This is a genomic window from Jeotgalibacillus sp. R-1-5s-1, from assembly GCF_004405105.1.
Classification (GTDB): Bacteria; Bacillota; Bacilli; order Bacillales; family Jeotgalibacillaceae; genus Jeotgalibacillus.
Genome location: NZ_SORW01000010.1, coordinates 29583 through 48445 on the forward strand (window position 1 = coordinate 29583; position 18863 = coordinate 48445).

Consider the following 18863-nt stretch of genomic DNA (forward strand, 5'->3'; position numbering starts at 1 on the left):
ACCATTCTACTATATGAGTGTATTGGTGAAAAATAAAATTTGGAAAATAGATAAAACTGCCCCTTTTACAGAGACAGTTTTGTTCATGTTTTATTCACGTTTGCCGGTATACTGAAGCTGAAAACAGAACCTTCATTCACTTTACTTTCAGCTTTGATTACACCACCATGTGCCTGAACAAGATTTTTAACGATGGCAAGTCCCAACCCTGTTCCCGCCTGACCTCTTGTTCTTGCTTTATCTGCTTTATAGAAGCGTTCAAATATAAAAGGTAAATCACTTTCAGGAATACCAACGCCGTTATCTCTTACGGAAAAATGAATAAACCGGCTGTCCTGACGCAGTTCGATAGAAATCTGACCATGATCAGGTGTATGACGGACCGCATTATCAAGCAGATTTGTGAGGATTTGCTCGATACGGTCAGGATCAGCATATAATGCCTCATTATCATCAATTACTGTATTCAATTGCAGCTTGATTCCTTTTTCTTTTACACCAACCTGAAATTTAGAGAGCACTCTTTCAGTGAACGAATTGACTTCAAGCTGTTCTTTATTTAACACAATGTGACCTGCCTCCATCCGTGCGAGGTCCAGCAGCTCATTGACGAGCCGGCCCATTCTGAGTGATTCATCATAAATAATTTTAGCAATCTCTTTCCGCTCTTCATCAGACTGAGGAATGTCATCGACAATCGCCTCACTGTAACCCTGCAGCATGGAAATAGGGGTTCTCAGCTCGTGTGAGACGTTTGCAATAAAATCTTTTCTCAGCTTCTCCAGTCTTCTTTCCTCCGTCATATCCCGAAGAACAGCTACAGCCCCCCTTACTGATTGTCCACTGTATAAAGGGCTGATAATCGTAACGAATGAACGGTCGTGAATCGTGACTTCACCTATCTGTTCCTCATCTGTTGCCATTACTTCATTTATTAACTCTGACAACTTAGGAGGCAGCGCTTCTTTTGTATATCCCTCCTGCTCTTCATACCAGTATTGCAGGAACTTTTCAGCAGGTGGATTTGAAACGAGCACTGTCTGGTCCCGGTTAAACGTAATGACTCCATCAGCCATAGAGCTTAAAATACTTGAAAGCTGCTCTTTTTCATGACTCAGTGCATCGAGATGATGTTTTAACTGGCGTCCCATCTGATTAAAAGCTGTTGCCAATTCGCCTATTTCATCCTGTGTTAAGATTGGAACTTTCGTGTCAAACTTTCCTCTTGCTACTTCAAAAGCACCTTCTCTCATTTTACGAAGAGGTGCTGTGATCCGGGTAGACAGGAAGAAAGCAAAAAAGGTCGTCAGGATAATGGCAATTCCTGCTGCAAGAACGATTAATCTCGTTGTCTGTTCGGTCGTTTGCTGGATCGCTTCTAATGACTGATAGACGTACACAGCACCCATGATACCGCTGCCTGACGTAACGGGGGCACCAATAATCATGATGTTATTGTATCGATTTTGCGATTCATTATCGTCAAGCGCTATTTCCTGCTGGACAATTTCCCCGTTTGTCATAACCCGCTCAAGTTCACGGTTGGATTGAATTGTTTCCTGGATCTCATCATTATTCAGTTCGTCTGAAGAATACACACTGTCTCCATTCAGAAAGATAATGGAATGAACAGGATCATCCATCACCTCATCAATAATCTGCAGGCTTAAGTCCAGGTTATTATGCTCCTGAACGATGCTCGAGATTTTCTGCGCCTCATACCTGAGACTCTCTTCCACTTCTTCCACATGATAATTCTGAAAGAACTCAAGCAGCAGAATCGTCAGAATGAACAACACAAAGGAGACAAGCAGCAGAATCGTGATCCACAGCTTGCCTACTACGCTTCTCCATATTCTCATTCATCCGCAACCTCAAATTTATAGCCTACACCCCAGACGGTTACGATCATTTTACCAGCTTTTTCAGATACTCGGTTCAGCTTTTCCCTTAAACGTTTTACGTGGGTGTCCACTGTTCTAAGATCTCCGAAAAACTCGTAATGCCATACTTCTTTCAAAAGCTGCTCACGGTCGTATACTTTATCAGGTGTTTTCGCAAGGAATAACAGCAGTTCGTATTCTTTAGGCGTTAATGTCACCTCATGACCGTCTGCTGTAACACGGTGTGCATCATTATCGATGACCAGGTGATTATAGGCAATCATGTCCTTCGCCTTTGGATCAGTCTTCACATAACTGCTTACAGAGGAGCGGCGCAATAGAGCCTTCACTCTAAGCACTACCTCTCTCGGACTGAATGGTTTAACGATATAATCATCCGTTCCCACTTCAAACCCCTGAACACGGTTTGCTTCTTCACCTTTGGCGGTCAGCATGATAACCGGTGTTGTCTTCACTTCCCGCAGTTCTTTACAAACTTCGATCCCGTCTTTACCAGGCATCATCAGGTCAAGCAGGATACAGTCGAAGTCTTCTTCAAGCGCAAGCTTCAATGCCTGTTCACCGTTTTCCGCTTCCTGAATCGTATACCCTTCTCTTTCAAGGTACATCTTTAACAGTCTTCTGATTCTTTCTTCATCATCTACCACCAGAATATGACCAAGTTCATTCATGAAAAAAGCCCCCTTCTAGGTTCTTATGTAATTCAGTTTTAAAATAAGCCCTCACGATCAGCGTGAGGGCTTTAATTATGCATAGGAGTGCAAACCAGCAATAATTAAGTTCACAGCTACCAGATTAAACATTATAATAACAAATCCAATTACAGCAAGCCAGGCTGAACGGTTTCCTTCCCATCCTCTTGATAAGCGAAGGTGAAGGAATGCAGCATAAAACAAAAAGGTGATAAGTGCCCACACTTCCTTCGGATCCCATCCCCAGAAGCGCGTCCATGCGATCTGAGCCCAAATCATTGCAAAAATCAGTCCCCCGAGTGTGAAGACCGGAAAGCCGATCAACACAGAGCGGTAGCCAATTTCATCAAGTAGATCCGGGTTTGCTTTTCTTACGAGCGGTTGAAGTATTCCCGCCAGTTTCTTTCTCGTAATGAGACGGATCAGAAGGTAAATTCCTGCTCCGAATAGAAGTGACCAGATAACTGTATTCAATCGGGCTGCGTTAACAATAGCAGGCATTTCCAATGATGTTGCAAATGCACCTTCTGTTAACAGCTCTCCTTCATTCGGGACGACCAATGCTGGCATGGCGTATTCTGCGGTAACCTGTTGATCCTCAGGATTCACGTAAGAAAATTCTGCTCCAGCTCCCGCAATTGAAAAAGAAATCGAGCTGACGATAAATCCGACTACGAGCATTAGACCAATTAAAACTGCTTCAAGCCAGAAAACCTGCTTACCACCTTTTGTAAGATCCACATCTTTTAATAAGTAGATTAATCCGGCCACAAAGCTGATTGCTAAAATAGCTTCACCTGCTGCAACGGTTGAGACGTGAATAAACAGCCAGTCACTCTGCAATGCAGGGATCAGTGGTGAAACATCGCGCGGGAACATGCTTGAGTAAGCAATGATCAAAAGCGCGATCGGCAACGCGAATACACCTAATATGTGCAGACGGTACATAAAATAAATAATGATGAATGATAATACAAGCATCATCGCAAAGAAAGTAATAAATTCAAACAGATTACTTAAAGGAGCATGTCCTGCTGCAATCCACCTTGTAATAAAGTAGCCAAGCTGTGCAGCAAAACCAATGATGGTAATGGTGATACCAATCGTAGCCCAGCGGTTTTTTCCAATCTGATTTGTATGTTTTTTTGATTTAATTGAACCGGCAAAAAATACCGTTGCAATTAAGTAAAGTACAAAAGCTGTATAAAGCAGTGTACTACTGATGCTGGCCAGTTGTGCCACGTTCCTGTTCCTCCTTTGCCGTTCCTTTTGAATCCTTCAGTTCCTGATGATCCTCAGGAATTGCAAGGTCTGTTCCTTCAAAGGATGCTGATAAATCTTTTTTCAGGCCAAACCAGTTTTTATTCGTATGTCCGGCCACATACAGTTTTCCATCCTCACCGGCTTTAAGCCAGACGCGGCGATGGTTCCAGTATGCACCCTGAACCACACCAATCATAAAGATGGCTCCGCCAAGGGCAAGGATCCAAAGCGTAAGATCTTTACGTACTGTCAGCCCTGATACATCCCTTGTTTCCAAACCGCTGAAGCTGAGAGCATACTCATTCTCTCCTAGCGGTTCAAGATTTTGCTGAATACCGATGAAAGCGACTTCTCCATCCGGTTTATCCGGTGTGATCATTTTAAACAGAAACGCAGGGTTATTCGGCAGTGGTGAAGCTGACTGAGGCTCTCCGTCTTCAAAACCTGAGAAATCAGGATAGAGACCCATCATTTCAACCTGATAGCCATTACCTAAGTCATACAAACCATCCTGCTCAGGGTTAAAAAGATCGACGGTGAATTGACCGAAGCTCTCCTCTGTCTCTTTATTTTCAAGCGTAAATGACATTGTATGGAATTCATTTTCGATATAATCAGTCTGATACAGCGCAAAGCCGTCAAATTTCAGCGGAATGTTAACCTGAATCGGCTGTTCAAAGAGCGGTTCCATTTCTCTGTTTGCAGAACCCGCAATATCTCCTTCTTCACGCTTATATAAAACAGCATCCGTCTGGAAGTTTTTCGCAACCGGACCAACCCTTTGAAGCGTCGCATCAAACACATCTGAATCCTGTCCCTCATTGTATGTCTCAAGCGTAAATCCTTTGTTTTCAAGGAAATACTGCTGATCTGTTCCGGGAATATTTAAGGTTTCCCCTTCCCGAATCCACAATTGTTCATCCACATACATACCAGGAACGAAACGCAGCATGGCTCCGATCAGGAAAATGATCAGACCAGTATGGTTCACATAAGGACCCCAGCGTGAGAACCTTCCTTTTTCAGCCAGAAGGTGATTGTTTTCTTTTCTGATTTTATATTTTTTCTTTTCCAGACCTGCCCCAATCTCTTCAAGCTTTTCTACCGGACGGTCAGTTACATATTCTGAATAAATGCGCTGACGCTTCAGAAAAGATCCGTGTCTTTCCACTCTCTGGTTTTTCAAAGCTTTGTACAGCGGGACACCCCGGTCCAGACTGGCAATAATGATGGACGTTCCGATTGCCGCAATCAGCAGCATATACCACCATGATCCGTATAGATTATGAAAACCTAAAACATAATAAATTTTACCTGCCAATCCGTATCGGTCTTCATAATAAGCCGCCGGATCAATATTTCGCGGAATAAACAGTTCCTGCGGGAAAATGGTTCCGATTGCTGAGGCTACCAGCGTTATCACAATAAGCCATACTCCGACTTTAACAGAGGAAAAGAAATTCCATATACGGTCAATAACCGAACGTTTGTAGGTCTGGGATCGCCTGGCCATTCCCTCATAACGCATCACGTCGCTCGTTTTTCTTTGTTCTGCCTGCTCTGTCAGCGTTCGGCCGCACTGCAGGCATAGCTCTGAGCCTTCTTTGTTAACGTGGCCGCATTTGCAGACTAACTCATTCATTCTAAGGACTCCTAACTTTCAGGCTTGATGCTTTCCATGTAGGAAGCGATCATTTCTTCTGACATTTCACCTGTGATCACCTGTGTCACTTCTCCCTCAGGAGAAATCAGCAGCGTCGTTGGCAATGGACCGATTGAATAAGCATCCATTACGTCCTTGTGCTCATCACGCACAACAGGGAATGTCAGATTGTACTTGTTTGCGAAATTAGACACCTTATACTGTGATTCACCCACATTTACAGCAATAATTTCAACACCCTGATCCGCAAACTTCTGATATTGGTTCTCCATATAAGGCATTTCTTTTTCACAAGGCTTACACCATGTTCCCCAGAAATTCAGGAAAACACCTTTTCCTTCATAATCGGATAAGCGGTGAACGTCTCCATTAAGATCAGTCAGTTCAAAATCAGGTGCCTGATCCCCCGCCTTCACGAGATTACGTTCTTCTCCGACGACGCTTGAGTAAATGGTGTAAGAAACAGCAGCAAGTAAAACTGCCAGTATGGAGATACGCATAACCAGCCGTTTCTTCTTTTTGTTTTGCACGGATGTTACCTCCTTATCAATACGTTCATTCTTCCCAGAGATTCATTGTCATTATAGCATTACATCGCATAGACCTAGGATGAAGTATTTGAATGAAGTGTGAAAATTGCGCTAAACGAAAGGTTATTGACCGTTTTCTGCCAGAGCGCGGAGCTGTTTTACTTCATGTGGTGTCAATTCTCTCGCTTCGCCCGCGTTTAAACCGGTCAAATGAAGGAATGCATAGCGTTCTCTTTTAAGCTTTTGAACAGGGTGACCGACAGCCTCAAACATTCTTCTTACCTGACGATTGCGACCTTCATGAATCGTTAACTCTACGATTGTCTTGTCTTTCTCTTTATCTGCTGAAATGATTTTTGCTCTTGCCGGAGCGGTCATGCCATCTTCCAGCTTGATGCCTTTTTCCAGCTTTTTTAATGTTTCTTTTCGCACAAGACCTTTTACCCGTGCAATGTAGGTTTTTGTTACTTCATATTTCGGATGAGTCAGCAGATTGGCAAATTCACCGTCATTGGTCAGCAGTAAAATGCCTGACGTATCATAGTCAAGGCGGCCCACCGGATAAATCCGTTCTTCTACATAATCAAAAAAGTCTGTTACAACCTTACGTCCCTTGTCGTCCTTCACGGCAGAAATCACGCCTGATGGCTTATAAAACAGAAAATAAACCTTATTTTCCCGTTCAATCTTTACTCCCCCGACTTCAATCGAATCAGAAGGACTTACTTTTGTTCCGAGCTCTGTGACTGTTTTTCCGTTCACTTTTACTTTTCCATCTATAATGAGCTCTTCAGCTTTTCTCCGTGAAGCAACACCTGCATGTGCAATCACCTTTTGTAGTCTTTCCATACATCATACTCCTCTTCGCTTATACTTTCTCATAGTGCATTATGTCACAACACGTTCTAAAAGGGAATGACGAGCACCTAAAAGCTTCACATCTCCTATTGGAAGAACCCGCTAAATTCGCTATACTATGATGATAGTGAAACGAGGAAATGGTGATATGTATGGAATACAATGTAAAGCTGGACGGATTTGAAGGTCCGCTGGATTTATTACTTCACTTAATACAAGGACTTGAAATTGATATTTATGATATCCCGATGGCGGAAATTTCTGAGCAATACATGCTCTATATCCGTGCCATGAATGTACTTGAACTGAACGTAGCAAGCGAATATCTTGTCATGGCCGCAACGCTGATGGCTATTAAAAGCCGTATGCTACTTCCGAAACACGAGGAGCCATGGGAAGAGGATGCCCTATCCTATGAAGAGGATCCGAGAGATGAACTCGTTGAAAAGCTGATTGAATACAGGAAATATAAAAAAGCTGCAGATCACCTCAAGGATAAAGAATTGGAGCGCGGACAGCTGTTCACCAAACCGCCGGAGGATCTGACAGGATATGCTCCAGATGAAACTGATGGCCGCGAACCGCTAAAGGTTGATATTTATGATTTACTCGGTGCTTTTAACAAGTTAATGAGAAGAAAAAAAATTCAGCGGCCGTTATCAACTAAAATTACGCGGCAGGATGTTTCAATTGAAGACAGGATGAAGGAAATCCTTGAGAATGTTAAAGCCTCCAAGGATCCGAAGCCATTTTCATCACTCTTTCCTGTCGCTGAAAAACCTCATATGGTCGTTTCATTTTTAGCAGTACTGGAACTTGTTAAAAGAAAAGAAATTTGGATAAAGCAGGATCAGAATTTTTCAGAAATCATGGTCCAGACTACTGAAGGAGTGTCGTTAGTTGGCCAGTCATAATGTTTATGCGATTGTGGAAAGTCTGTTATTTACTTCAGGTGATGAGGGTCTGACAGTTGAGCAGCTGATGGATGTATTGACACTTTCAGAAGATGAGGTGCTCAAAATCATGGCTACCATCCGGGAGCAATATCTGCAGGAGGATTCACGCGGAATCCAGCTCGTTGAATACGCAGAAAAGTATCAGCTTGCCACGAAAGCCGGATTTTCAGATTATATAAAACAGCTCGCGGAAGCTCCATCGCCAGCCACACTGTCACAGGCAAGTCTTGAGACATTGGCCATTATTGCTTACCGTCAGCCGGTAACAAAAGTCGCCATTGAAGAAATACGCGGCGTTAAAACCGATCGTCCGGTCCAGACTTTGTTATCCCGGGGGCTGATCAAAGAATTAGGCCGTGCAGAAGGTGCCGGCAGACCTATTCTCTACGGAACAACCGATGAGTTCCTCGACAGCTTTGGTCTGAATAACCTGACTGAGCTCCCTGAATTACCTGAATCGATGGATGAGGATGACGCAGATCAGGGTGGAGATCTCTTTTTTGAATCGCTGAAAAAAGGACTTGAATGATGAATTGAACAAAAGCTTTTATTAATCACACCTTAATAGCGCGGTGATAGAGCAGTTAAGTGATACTGGCGAGTTTCACTTAACTGCTTTTTTGCGCCTATACGCCAGTAATAGCAGTCCCCTATTTTACATATATATCCCCTATGTATAAATAAAGGTGGTGGGACTTCTGAAATTTTTCAGGCTATTGCTGACAGTGCTGGTGTTCTTTTTGTTTGTATCAGAAATGAAAGCTGCCCCTTCTCCTTCTGCCACTTCAGCTATTTTGATAGAAGCAGAAAGCGGAAGAGTCCTGTTTGAAAAAGCAGCTGATCAGGAAATGAAAATTGCGAGCATTACCAAAATTCTCACAGCGCATGTGGCACTTCAGCACGCATCACTGAAGGATGAAGTGAAAATCTCAGCAAAAGCGGCGGCTACTGAAGGTTCAAGCCTCTACCTTCCTGCCGGCACAAAGGTCACCATGGAGGATCTCTTATATGGACTCCTCCTCCGGTCAGGTAACGATGCGGCTGTTGCCATTGCTGAGCATGTCAGCGGTTCGGTAGAAGATTTTTCTGTATTGATGAATAACGAAGCAAAGAAATTAGGGATGACCCATTCACATTTTACTAATCCACACGGCCTTGATCTTGATGATCAGCATTATTCGAGTGCAAGGGATATGGCCATGCTCACAAAAGAGGCGATAAAAAATAAAGACTTCAATAAGATATTCTCGAGCGAAAAATACCGAGCTGAGCTTAACGGAAATCCGGCACTCTGGCATAACAAACACCGTCTCGTAACCGGCCTGTACCCATACGCTTCCGGAGGCAAAACAGGTTATACAAAAAAAGCAGGGCGAACACTTGTTACTTCGGCAAACCGTGATAATATGACGCTGATTGCTGTCACGATACAGGCTTCAGATGATTGGAACGACCATATTCATATGTTTGAACACGGCTTTTCAACTTACAAAAACGTCCTGCTGCTGGAAAAAGGCGAGCTTCCTCCTTATGCTGACCAGTCTGAAGATGTGATTCTCGTGAACAAACATCATTTCTCCTATCCGCTTGCCAAACATGAAAAGGACAAAGTTTCCTTTATTCTTAATCCTGAAAATGCGACGTTAAAAGTACAGTTGCAAAACAGGACCATACATACTGAACAGCTTGAGGAAAAATCAGTAAAAGAAAAAAACTGGTTTCAAAAACTGATTCAAAGAATCGCAGGTGGATTCAATGGTTAATCTGATCTGGATTTTTATGATCATCATCGGTCTGCTTTTCAGTTTTTACAACGGTACAACCTCTGAAGTCAATCAGGCTATGTTTGAAGCTTCAGGAAATGCAGTTGAGCTTATCATCGGTTTTATTGCGATCTTTACTTTCTGGCTAGGTATGATGGAAGTAGCAAAAAAAGCCGGATTGCTGCGTGTGATCACTTCTATTTGTTCACCTTTTTTATCAAGGCTATTTCCTGATCTACCGAAAAAAGATCCATCATTCGGATTTATTATGTCCAATGTTACCGCCAACTTCTTCGGACTCGGTAATGCGGCAACCCCGTTTGGTATAAAAGCAATGAAAGAAATGCAGAAATTGAACCCTGCTCCTGATAAAGCCAGTCGTTCCATGGTGACATTTTTATGTCTGAACACTGCAGCTATCACGTTTTTTCCTGCTACCATCGTGTCTCTCCGCCTGACTGAAGGCGCAGCTGATCCGCTTGATATTGTGATTCCCGCCTTTCTAGCGACACTCGTCTCCTGTTCGACCGCGATTATCTACGACCGGATCAGCTGGCAGATCGTTTCAAGGAGGAGAAAGTAATGGCAGCCATCCAGCTCGCCTCAGGTTTTTTTTTACCGACGCTCATTCTGATTATCCTGATCACTGCATTATGCACCAGAACAGATGCATTCGGTGCCTTTGTAGAGGGAGGAAAAGAAGGACTTCAGCTGTCAATCGCCCTTCTGCCTTATTTACTTGGGATGCTCGTTGCCATCAGTGTGCTGAGGGCTTCGGGAATTCTCGACTTAATGACCGGTTTTTTCTCGCCTGTTCTGGAAAAACTGATGATCCCTTCTGAGCTGCTGCCTTTATTTTTGACAAGACCTATTTCAGGCTCAGCCTCTCTTGGCATTGTGGCTGAACTGACAAATAGTCTTGGCCCTGATCATATGGCTTCAAAGATCGCTGCAGTCGTACAGGGCAGCACGGATACGACCCTTTACATACTCACGGTTTATTTCGGGGCAGTCGGCATCCGGAAAATGGGACGTGCGCTGACAGTCGGGCTGCTCGCTGATTTTACAGGGATGATCGCGGCTGTTATGATATCTGCATGGTATTTTGGATTTTTTTCATAATGGATGATTATTGGAGTGAAAGAGATGAAAAACTATGATCAGGCCTACCTTGATTATTTAATTCATTTTCATGGGGACCGTGATTATTTTGAATGTCATGAAGTGCTCGAAGAATACTGGAAGGAATGTACCGCACAGGAGAAAGACAGTGTCTGGGCCGGCTTAATACAATTCGCCACAGGTTTGTATCACTACCGCCGCGGAAATTTACGAGGTGCTGCAAAAAGTATTCACCAGGCACACGGTAAGCTGAGCACAAAAACAGATCAGCTGGCAGCACTCGGGATTGAACATGAAGCTTTTATTCAAATCATCATTGAAATCGAAAGTGCCATCGCGGCCGCAACCCCGTATCAGAGCGTCATGATTCCCCTCAACGATAGCGCGCTCGAGTCATACTGTAAACAAGAATGTGCCCAAAAAGGCTTTGCATGGGGGAAACCAAGTGACGTGTCAAACCCTGAACTCATTAACCGGCACACACTGAGAGACAGAAGCGAAGTCATCGCGCTCCGGCAAAAAGCACTGCGCGAAAAAAACAACTGACCCATCACGCAGGCGGGGGATGTCCCAGGCACGGTTTTTAATTTAACATAAAGAAAACACCGCTATTCTGCGGTGTTTTCTTTATGTTCATCACATCTGGCCATAAAGCCTGACGTATACGAATTACTCTTTAACTGTTTATCAGAATAAATTTCCTTTAACGTTTCGACCATTTTCCGCCCAATTCCCTCATTACGGTGGGAGGGGTTCACGGAGATATGCTGAAGCGTCACTGCTTCCTCTTCAATGAATACGCCTGCCAACCCGATGATATCCTCTTCCTTCCATAGAAAAAGCTGATAGCGCTGGTCCTCTTCATACAGCTTCATGGATTGCTGAAGCTGCTTGATATCCTTTTCAGTTGGCATAAAAGACATAAGTCCCATTGCGATTTTTTCAAAGGATTTTTTATAACGTATTAACATAAGGTACTCCTTATCAAAGTTGTAGTAGAGAGACGGCTCTCTTCTTTTATGTTACTGCTGCCGCTCTTTATCATACTAGAAACCCTGTGTTAATTCAATCACCGTCAAAATGCCTATTTATGCGATGAACGCCCAGTAAATGAACCCCCAGATTACCGCGAGTATTAAGAGCACGATAAAGGTAATGGCATTCTGTTTTTTCATCGCTTGTTTCCTGCTTTCAACGGTCTGTCATGTCTGATCAGATCTTCATAACTTTCTCTTTCAATAATCAGCTCAGATTCTCCGTTTTCAACAAATACAACGGCCGGTCTTGGAATTCTGTTGTAGTTGTTTGCCATCGCGTAACCGTATGCCCCTGTACAAAAAACAGCTAGGATATCTCCCGGGTTAGCATCACTGATCGGTAAGTCCCAGATCAGCATATCTCCGGATTCGCAGCATTTACCGGCAATTGATACTACGTTGTCTGTCTCTGCTTCAGGGTGATTGGCGATTACTGCCTCATAACGCGCCTTGTAAAGGGCCGGTCTGATATTATCGCTCATTCCTCCGTCTACTGCCAGATAAGTCCGGATATCAGGCACTTCTTTTGTTGAGCCGACTTTATACAGCGTTGTTCCTGCATCACCGACAAGGGAACGTCCAGGTTCAATCCAGATTTCAGGCATAGACAGGTGACGCTGACCCATCTGATCCTTCACATGACCGATTATGTCTTCTACATATCTGGATGGCGCGATCGGTGTGTCCTCTTCTGTATATCTGATACCGAAACCGCCGCCGAGATTTAATACTTCTGATTCGAAGCCATAACGTTCTTTCCACTCAGCCAGCTTTTCAATCATTCTCTCAGCAGCTTTGATAAAGCCGGTTGTTTCGAAGATCTGGGATCCGATATGGCAGTGCAGACCGAGCACCTGAAGGTTTTGATTTTCAAGTGATGATTGTAACGCCTGGTCTGCCTGACCGTTCTGAAGGCCGAATCCAAATTTCGAATCATCCTGCCCAGTCAGAATATAATCATGAGTATGCGCTTCTATCCCAGGTGTTACACGCAGCAAAATACTCGCTGTTGTATTTTTCTCTTTACACACTTCAGGTAACAGCTCAAGCTCATAAAAGTTGTCTACTACAAAACATCCTACCCCTGCATCAAGTGCCATCTCTATTTCATGTCTACTCTTATTGTTTCCGTGAAAATGAATTTTTTCAGGGTTAAATCCTGCTTTAAGCGCAGTATAAAGTTCTCCTCCTGATACGACATCAAGACTGAGCCCTTCTTCCTCAATTAGCTGAATCATGGCAATCGAAGAGAAAGCTTTACTGGCGTAAGCAACCTGCGATGATACACCAAGCTTTTCAAACGTTTCCTTAAATCCTCTTGCACGTTCCCTGATCAGAGCCGTGTCATATACATACAAAGGCGTACCGTATTTTTCCGCCAGTTCGATTGTGTCGACGCCACCAATGGTCAGGTGACCTTTTTCATTGATACCTGATGTTCCGTAATAATGCATGTTCTATTTCCTTTCCGCCATAGCAGTACTTACATACTTATAGATAGTAAGTACTCTATCACACTAAAGCGTTTTATTGCAATGTCATTTATCTGACGGTTTTTGTCTGACACGGTCTTTTGTTTTGACGATCATCGGACGGACAAACGATCGGGTAACCGGCATTCTGATCAGAACATGAATCAGCGCAAGCGGGCGGAAAGGAACAAGCGGCCATAAATAAGGCACTGAAAAAACCTTTATTTTCATCAGGAAGAGCAGAATAAGGGTCAGCCCAATGACAAATCCGCTGATGTGAAACCCCCATACGAGAAGCATTAAAAGTACCCGTGCCATCTTATTTGCCACACTTAATTCATAGCTTGGCGTGGCAAAAGTTCCAATGGCAGCGAGCGCAACATACAAAATGACTTCAGGAACGAAAAGCCCAACATCAATGGCAATCTGCCCGATCAACACAGCTGCAATCAGCCCCATTGCCGTCGACAGCGGCGTGGGGGTGTGAATAGCTGCCATTCTTAAAAATTCAATACCGATATCGGCAATCAGCAGCTGTACTATTAATGGTACAGCAGTATCTTCTTTCATCCCCAAAAAATCAAGTGATTCCGGTTTCAGTCCAGGATCAATAGCTAGCAGATACCAGAGTGGTAATAGAAATACGGATGCGATGATTCCTAATATCCTGATAAAGCGTATGAAAGTTCCAACTGCAGGAGACTGTCTGAATTCTTCAGCATGCTGGATATGATGAAAAAAGGTGGAAGGTGTAATCATGACACTCGGTGATGTATCAACGTAAATACAAACATGCCCTTCAAGAAGATGCTCTGCAGCAATATCAGCCCTTTCTGTGTACCGGACGAGCGGGTAAGGGTTAAATCCCTGCTTCACGATGTACTCTTCCAGTGATTTGTCAGTCATGATTAATCCGTCCGTTTTAATCGGTTCAATTTCTTTTTTGATCACCTGAACAAGTTCATCATTGGCAAGACCTTTAATATAACCGATTGCGACATCCATTTTTGAACGTTCCCCGACCTCCAGCATTTCAAAACGAAGTCCCGGGTCTCTGATTCTTCTTCTTGTTAAGGCTGTATTTACGATAATATTTTCCACGAAGCCGTCTCTCGATCCTCTGACGACCTTCTCTGTATCAGGTTCTTCAGGCTGTCTGCCGGGATAGCTCCTTACATCAATCAGAAAACAATCCGGTTCCCCATCGACTTTTATGGCAATTAAACCTGAAAAAACCTGTCTCACAAGCGTCTGCTTTGAATCTGTAGACTCAACAGAATGATGAATCAGCCTGTTTTGCACCCATGCGTTCATATGAGGTGGCACTGAGTCTGAGTTTCCAGTGAGTTCATCAAGAATCTCCATAATGAATCTTGTTTCACATAAACCATTCACTGCATAGAGACTGATCAGGTGATCATGGATCATCATATGCCTGACTAAAAAATCGAAGCTCTTCCCGAGGCCGGCATGTTCTTCAAGCCACAGGTCGAGCTCATGATTATGCGTTGGCAGCATATACTCTATTCCCCTTTCAAATATGGCAAATAGATCAGCCAGTAAAACAGTGATCCGGCTATTTTGCCAGTGATAATTGCCATTATTATTGCCTGAAGCCGTGTATGGCTATTCAGTCTTCTGGCAATCAGGGGAATTATTTTTAATACTTCAGTAAGCGCTCCTGCCAGCATGCCGACAAACATTCCGGAAAACAGGCCAACAAAGGGGACCAAAATGGCTGCGTTCGGGATCGTCCATCCGGCTATCAGCATGATACATACAGACAGTGCGCCCATAACGAGTCCTGTCTCGAGCCGTGATAACCTCCTTTTTGTATTTGTCAGATCCACCAGCCTGGGTATAATGCCGAGCGCAAAAAGAAAGGCTGTAAAACCTCCTCCCACCGCAAGGCCTGATGACAGACCGAGAAATAACAGAAGAAGATGTTCAGCCATTTTGGTTACGCGCCTTTTCCTGATCCGTCAAAAAATCGGCCAATGATTTTTCATAGTGATGAACTTCCATTTCGAGCGGACTTGGCTCATCAGAAAATTTCTTATTCAAAAAACGGTTAAAGAATAAATACATGCCAATGCCGAGTCCAAAGGAGTATGGAACCTGAAACCATAAAGGATTACTTCCGCCAAGCATTTCAGTCAGCGCAATCTGTGAATCCTCCATACTTACATCCTGATGAAAGTACATAATGGTCAGTGCTGCACCTGAAAAAAGCAGCATCCAGGCAAATAAAAACAGGACAATTGAAGGACGGGGTGGATCTGAAACATAATCAAGTAACGTATGCGGCGGGCCAATCCAGTTGATTTGTATATCTTTACATTTTTCATTTATGACTGATTCAACATGATGCTGCTCAATCAGTTTGTATCTCCCGGTTGTTTGACCCCATTCTCCCACCACAAGGTTCTCTATTTTGTGCATATCATGGCGGGAGGTTATTTCAGCAATATCCTTTAAGGTAATCTCTTTTCCGCTAAATCCGGATTTGCCTTTCATCCTTAACGTGACGATCATGTTTCTTCACCCTCTTCTACGCTTCCTGAGCCTCTTCCATCCAGTGCCGGATTGACAGCAGTACCCTTTTTTCAATCCGGGATACCTGAACCTGTGAAATGCCGAGTTTTTCTGCAACCTCTGATTGTGTGCAGTCCATGTAATACCTGAGAAAAATGATTTTCCGGTCCCGTTGCTCAAGCGTCAGGAGCGCTTCTTTAATCGCGATCTGATGGAACCATCCGCCATTATCAGCAGACAGCTGGTCAAGCAGCGTAATCGGATCACCTTCATTCTCGTAGACTGTCTCATGAATGGAGGATGGCGCTCTTGAGGCTTCCTGTGAAAGCAGTACATCATCAGGCGTCACATCCAGGTGGGCAGCAATTTCATTGACAGAAGGCAGTCTTCCAAGCTGACTGCTTAATGCTTCTTTAGCCCTTTTAACCTTAATGGCGAGTTCCTTAATGGAGCGGCTTACCTTCACGGATCCATCGTCTCTGAGAAACCGCTGAATTTCTCCAATAATCATCGGAACAGCATAAGTGGAAAATCTCACATTATAACTCAAATCAAATTTATCGACCGCTTTTAAAAGGCCGATTGCACCGATCTGAAACAGATCATCCTGATCATATCCTCTGTTTTGAAAACGCTGGACAACTGACCAGACAAGTCTGATGTTGCTTTCAACCATTCTTTCCCTGGCACTTTCATCCCCTGACTGACTTTGCCGAATCCATTCCCTGACCGTTTCGTGGTTAACCGGATATGAACTCATCAGCCCGCCCCTAATGACATTCTGCCTGAACGGATGTCAGCTGCTTAGTCATCGTTACGGTAGTACCCTTGCCAGGTTCCGAAACCACTTCAACACCATCCATGAAGTGATCCATAATCGTAAATCCCATTCCGGATCTCTCCATATCCGGACGCGATGTATAAAGAGGCTCCATCGCCTTTTCAACTTCCAAAATACCTTTTCCGCTGTCACGCACTTCAATGGTCAGAACACGTTCAACCATCGACATCTTCATATAAACCTCATGGTTCTCTGCTCCGCTGTAGCCGTGAATAATAGCATTGGTAACCGCTTCTGATACAACAGTTTTAATATCACTTAATTCCCCGATGGTCGGATCATATGCCGCGGCAAATGAAGCAGCAATCATTCTCGCGAGCGCTTCATTTTCACTGATTGACTTAAACGTACACGTCAGGCTGTTATTCATTGTACGGCCCCCAATCTTGAAAATGCCCGTTCCTCTGACAGCTCCACCATTAAGATTCTGAACATCCCTGACATTTCAAAAAGTCTTTTCACTTGAGGAGAAGCTGAACACAACACGACATTTCCTCCTGCTTTTTGAATGGATTTGTATCTTCCGAGTATCAATCCGAGCCCTGAGCTGTCCATAAATTCGAGATTGGAGAGGTTCAGCACGAGATGTTTAATCTCATTTTTGTCCATCAGTTGAGTCAGTTCACTCCGGATTGATTCCACCTCGTGATGATCAAGTTCACCCTCCATTCTTAATAGCAAAATATTCCCCTTGATTTCAGCTTCCACTTTACACGCCATTTGCGATTCCCCTTTCTGGTTTTTTCGCCTGATGAAGCCTGTGCACGACACACCTTTACACATGCGTTCATACAACCTACAAGTCAGGTATTCACGCTAAATGGCCTTGATTCCTTCAAGGTGACATTAATAGAAAAAAATAGAACGAAATCGACTTATTTTGTTCCATCCGTCAGCTCTAATAAACTACGGTTAAACAAATCTCCCCACGATGCCCGCTTTACCTCATCTTTTGTCAAAAGAGGCAGCTCTTTTACTTCCTGCCCATCCACCTTTAAAATAATCTTGCCAACCCGCGTTCCTTTTATCATAGGCGCATTCAGGTCACGGTCTATGCTGATGATTTTTTGGACGTTAGCTTCCTTTTTTCCATCACTGAGCCAAGATAACGGCTGGTCAATGACGGCCTTCACTTCATGCGGAGCACCTTTACTAACCTTTACGGCTGCAATAGCCTGACCTGCTTCATATAGTGTTTTTGTCTGATAATGAGTAAATCCGTAATCCAGCATTCCGGCAGTAATACGGTTTCTTTCAGCAGACGTTTCAGCACCGAACACAACTGAAATTAACCGCATATTATTTTTCTGAGCGGTAGCTGTTAAACAGTACATCGCCTCTTTTGTGAAACCTGTTTTCAGTCCGTCTGCACCTTTATAGGAGCGTATGAGCTTATTCGTATTCACGAGCCAGAACGGCTCTTCTGCATCCTGCCTTAAAAAGTCCTCATAAATCCCCGTAAACTCCGTAATTTTTTTATATTTGAGCAGTTCTTTCGCAAGTATCGCCATGTCGTTTGCCGTACTCTCATGTCCTTCTGCCGGCAGTCCCGTCACATTTTTAAAAGTCGTATTCGTCAATCCAAGCGATTTGGCTTTTTTGTTTATCTGTTCAACAAGTGCAGCCTCAGACCCGGCGAGATGTTCAGCCATTGCCACTGAAGCATCATTTGCTGAGGCTACTGATATCGCCTTGACCATTTCCTCCACCGTCATCGTTTCGCCTTCTTTTAAATAAACCTGGGATCCGCCCATCGAAGCAGCTTCTTCACTTGCCTGCACTTCATCCGTCCATTTAAGCTTACCGGAATCAATCGCCTCCATAATCATCAGAAGCGTTCCGATTTTTGTCATTGAAGCAGGTGGTAATTTTTCATTTACATTTTTCTCGAGCAGGATCATACCCGTGTTTTCATCGATCAGAATACCTGATTTGACACCATTCATCAGACCGTTTTCCTCTGCTGATACTGACGATGCTGTAAAAAAGACCCCCGCCGCGATAAACATTGTGAGAATTTTTTTCATGTTGCTCACACCTTTCCCATGCTTTTTCTTTATTTTTTCTAAGATGGAAAGGTTTTATACATTTTGGCTAACTGATGCCTATCCCCATAAAAAAAGCGGGACAGCTCCAATCTGATATGCTCCCTTCAAAGTAGACAGAGAAATAATAAAAATTCTCTACTACTCTGAAGGGGGCATTTTTATGTCTAAACGAGTAACGA

At 43.7% G+C, this 18863-nt stretch carries 21 protein-coding genes; 6 read left to right on the plus strand and 15 right to left on the minus strand.

Features of this window, described 5'->3' with window-relative positions; genetic code table 11:
* Positions 1-83 precede the first annotated feature (83 nt).
* From E2491_RS05170 to E2491_RS05195, 6 genes are all read right to left on the minus strand, one after another.
* Positions 84-1862, minus strand: coding sequence for an ATP-binding protein (locus tag E2491_RS05170; protein WP_134373641.1), 1779 nt, complete (start codon positions 1860-1862; stop codon positions 84-86).
* Positions 1859-2575, minus strand: a complete 717-nt coding sequence (locus tag E2491_RS05175; protein ID WP_134373643.1) for a response regulator transcription factor — start codon at positions 2573-2575, stop codon at positions 1859-1861. The genes E2491_RS05170 and E2491_RS05175 overlap by 4 nt, the downstream gene beginning before the upstream one ends.
* A gap of 75 nt (positions 2576-2650) precedes the next feature.
* On the minus strand, positions 2651-3829 hold the full coding sequence (gene ccsB / locus E2491_RS05180; RefSeq protein ID WP_134373681.1) for a c-type cytochrome biogenesis protein CcsB: 1179 nt from the start codon (positions 3827-3829) through the stop codon (positions 2651-2653).
* Complete coding sequence (gene resB, locus E2491_RS05185) at positions 3813-5501, minus strand: cytochrome c biogenesis protein ResB (RefSeq protein WP_134373645.1); 1689 nt, start codon at positions 5499-5501, stop codon at positions 3813-3815. Before resB ends, ccsB begins: the two co-directional genes overlap by 17 nt.
* Before the next feature lie 11 nt (positions 5502-5512).
* Positions 5513-6052, minus strand: coding sequence for a thiol-disulfide oxidoreductase ResA (gene resA, locus E2491_RS05190; protein WP_208528039.1), 540 nt, complete (start codon positions 6050-6052; stop codon positions 5513-5515).
* A gap of 123 nt (positions 6053-6175) precedes the next feature.
* Entirely contained in the window at positions 6176-6901 is a 726-nt protein-coding gene (locus tag E2491_RS05195; protein WP_134373649.1) for a pseudouridine synthase, read from the minus strand.
* 161 nt (positions 6902-7062) lie between these two features.
* Here E2491_RS05195 and E2491_RS05200 point away from each other — a divergent pair, with 161 nt between their 5' ends.
* From E2491_RS05200 to E2491_RS05225, 6 genes are all read left to right on the plus strand, one after another.
* Complete coding sequence (locus tag E2491_RS05200) at positions 7063-7824, plus strand: segregation/condensation protein A (protein ID WP_134373651.1); 762 nt, start codon at positions 7063-7065, stop codon at positions 7822-7824.
* On the plus strand, positions 7811-8395 hold the full coding sequence (scpB, locus tag E2491_RS05205) for an SMC-Scp complex subunit ScpB (protein WP_134373653.1): 585 nt from the start codon (positions 7811-7813) through the stop codon (positions 8393-8395). The genes E2491_RS05200 and scpB overlap by 14 nt, the downstream gene beginning before the upstream one ends.
* A gap of 202 nt (positions 8396-8597) precedes the next feature.
* A complete protein-coding gene (locus tag E2491_RS05210; protein WP_371414455.1) occupies positions 8598-9629 on the plus strand; it encodes a D-alanyl-D-alanine carboxypeptidase family protein in 1032 nt (343 codons plus the stop codon).
* The gene (locus E2491_RS05215; protein ID WP_134373657.1) at positions 9622-10212 is read left to right on the plus strand and encodes a nucleoside recognition domain-containing protein; all 591 of its coding nucleotides are present in this window, start codon (positions 9622-9624) and stop codon (positions 10210-10212) included. Before E2491_RS05210 ends, E2491_RS05215 begins: the two co-directional genes overlap by 8 nt.
* A complete protein-coding gene (locus E2491_RS05220) occupies positions 10212-10751 on the plus strand; it encodes a spore maturation protein (RefSeq protein ID WP_134373659.1) in 540 nt (179 codons plus the stop codon). The genes E2491_RS05215 and E2491_RS05220 overlap by 1 nt, the downstream gene beginning before the upstream one ends.
* Positions 10752-10775: 24 nt before the next feature.
* Positions 10776-11297: a DUF309 domain-containing protein gene (locus E2491_RS05225; protein WP_166805792.1), complete on the plus strand. Its 522-nt coding sequence runs from the start codon at positions 10776-10778 to the stop codon at positions 11295-11297.
* 62 nt (positions 11298-11359) lie between these two features.
* On the opposite strand, the gene E2491_RS05230 is transcribed toward E2491_RS05225, so the two are convergent.
* From E2491_RS05230 to E2491_RS05270, 9 genes are all read right to left on the minus strand, one after another.
* A complete protein-coding gene (locus E2491_RS05230; RefSeq protein ID WP_134373663.1) occupies positions 11360-11722 on the minus strand; it encodes a GNAT family N-acetyltransferase in 363 nt (120 codons plus the stop codon).
* Positions 11723-11922: 200 nt separating this feature from the next.
* The gene (lysA, locus tag E2491_RS05235) at positions 11923-13242 is read right to left on the minus strand and encodes a diaminopimelate decarboxylase (protein ID WP_134373665.1); all 1320 of its coding nucleotides are present in this window, start codon (positions 13240-13242) and stop codon (positions 11923-11925) included.
* Between the two features lie 84 nt (positions 13243-13326).
* Complete coding sequence (locus E2491_RS05240) at positions 13327-14778, minus strand: spore germination protein (RefSeq protein ID WP_134373667.1); 1452 nt, start codon at positions 14776-14778, stop codon at positions 13327-13329.
* 5 nt (positions 14779-14783) lie between these two features.
* Positions 14784-15215, minus strand: a complete 432-nt coding sequence (locus E2491_RS05245; protein WP_134373669.1) for a stage V sporulation protein AB — start codon at positions 15213-15215, stop codon at positions 14784-14786.
* Positions 15208-15795 carry a stage V sporulation protein AA gene (locus tag E2491_RS05250; RefSeq protein ID WP_134373671.1) on the minus strand — a complete coding sequence of 196 codons (588 nt, stop codon included), beginning with the start codon at positions 15793-15795 and terminating at the stop codon, positions 15208-15210. The genes E2491_RS05245 and E2491_RS05250 overlap by 8 nt, the downstream gene beginning before the upstream one ends.
* 16 nt (positions 15796-15811) lie before the next feature.
* Entirely contained in the window at positions 15812-16555 is a 744-nt protein-coding gene (gene sigF, locus E2491_RS05255; RefSeq protein WP_134373673.1) for an RNA polymerase sporulation sigma factor SigF, read from the minus strand.
* A gap of 10 nt (positions 16556-16565) precedes the next feature.
* A complete protein-coding gene (gene spoIIAB, locus E2491_RS05260) occupies positions 16566-17006 on the minus strand; it encodes an anti-sigma F factor (protein ID WP_134373675.1) in 441 nt (146 codons plus the stop codon).
* Complete coding sequence (spoIIAA, locus tag E2491_RS05265) at positions 17003-17356, minus strand: anti-sigma F factor antagonist (RefSeq protein ID WP_134373677.1); 354 nt, start codon at positions 17354-17356, stop codon at positions 17003-17005. The genes spoIIAB and spoIIAA overlap by 4 nt, the downstream gene beginning before the upstream one ends.
* 155 nt (positions 17357-17511) lie before the next feature.
* Positions 17512-18663 carry a D-alanyl-D-alanine carboxypeptidase family protein gene (locus tag E2491_RS05270; protein ID WP_134373679.1) on the minus strand — a complete coding sequence of 384 codons (1152 nt, stop codon included), beginning with the start codon at positions 18661-18663 and terminating at the stop codon, positions 17512-17514.
* Positions 18664-18863 lie beyond the last annotated feature (200 nt).

Excerpts from the sequence above, each read along its gene's own strand:
- E2491_RS05215 (WP_134373657.1), top strand. The coding sequence starts at position 9,622 with ATGGTTAATCTGATCTGGATTTTTATGATCATCATCGGTCTGCTTTTC.
- E2491_RS05195 (WP_134373649.1), bottom strand. The coding sequence starts at position 6,901 with ATGGAAAGACTACAAAAGGTGATTGCACATGCAGGTGTTGCTTCACGG.
- resB (WP_134373645.1), bottom strand. The coding sequence starts at position 5,501 with ATGAATGAGTTAGTCTGCAAATGCGGCCACGTTAACAAAGAAGGCTCA.
- sigF (WP_134373673.1), bottom strand. The coding sequence starts at position 16,555 with ATGAGTTCATATCCGGTTAACCACGAAACGGTCAGGGAATGGATTCGG.
- E2491_RS05170 (WP_134373641.1), bottom strand. The coding sequence starts at position 1,862 with ATGAGAATATGGAGAAGCGTAGTAGGCAAGCTGTGGATCACGATTCTG.
- spoIIAB (WP_134373675.1), bottom strand. The coding sequence starts at position 17,006 with ATGAATAACAGCCTGACGTGTACGTTTAAGTCAATCAGTGAAAATGAA.
- E2491_RS05240 (WP_134373667.1), bottom strand. The coding sequence starts at position 14,778 with ATGCTGCCAACGCATAATCATGAGCTCGACCTGTGGCTTGAAGAACAT.
- E2491_RS05230 (WP_134373663.1), bottom strand. The coding sequence starts at position 11,722 with ATGTTAATACGTTATAAAAAATCCTTTGAAAAAATCGCAATGGGACTT.
- E2491_RS05200 (WP_134373651.1), top strand. The coding sequence starts at position 7,063 with ATGGAATACAATGTAAAGCTGGACGGATTTGAAGGTCCGCTGGATTTA.
- E2491_RS05250 (WP_134373671.1), bottom strand. The coding sequence starts at position 15,795 with ATGATCGTCACGTTAAGGATGAAAGGCAAATCCGGATTTAGCGGAAAA.
- E2491_RS05225 (WP_166805792.1), top strand. The coding sequence starts at position 10,776 with ATGAAAAACTATGATCAGGCCTACCTTGATTATTTAATTCATTTTCAT.
- spoIIAA (WP_134373677.1), bottom strand. The coding sequence starts at position 17,356 with ATGGCGTGTAAAGTGGAAGCTGAAATCAAGGGGAATATTTTGCTATTA.
- E2491_RS05245 (WP_134373669.1), bottom strand. The coding sequence starts at position 15,215 with ATGGCTGAACATCTTCTTCTGTTATTTCTCGGTCTGTCATCAGGCCTT.
- lysA (WP_134373665.1), bottom strand. The coding sequence starts at position 13,242 with ATGCATTATTACGGAACATCAGGTATCAATGAAAAAGGTCACCTGACC.
- E2491_RS05270 (WP_134373679.1), bottom strand. The coding sequence starts at position 18,663 with ATGAAAAAAATTCTCACAATGTTTATCGCGGCGGGGGTCTTTTTTACA.
- E2491_RS05220 (WP_134373659.1), top strand. The coding sequence starts at position 10,212 with ATGGCAGCCATCCAGCTCGCCTCAGGTTTTTTTTTACCGACGCTCATT.
- E2491_RS05175 (WP_134373643.1), bottom strand. The coding sequence starts at position 2,575 with ATGAATGAACTTGGTCATATTCTGGTGGTAGATGATGAAGAAAGAATC.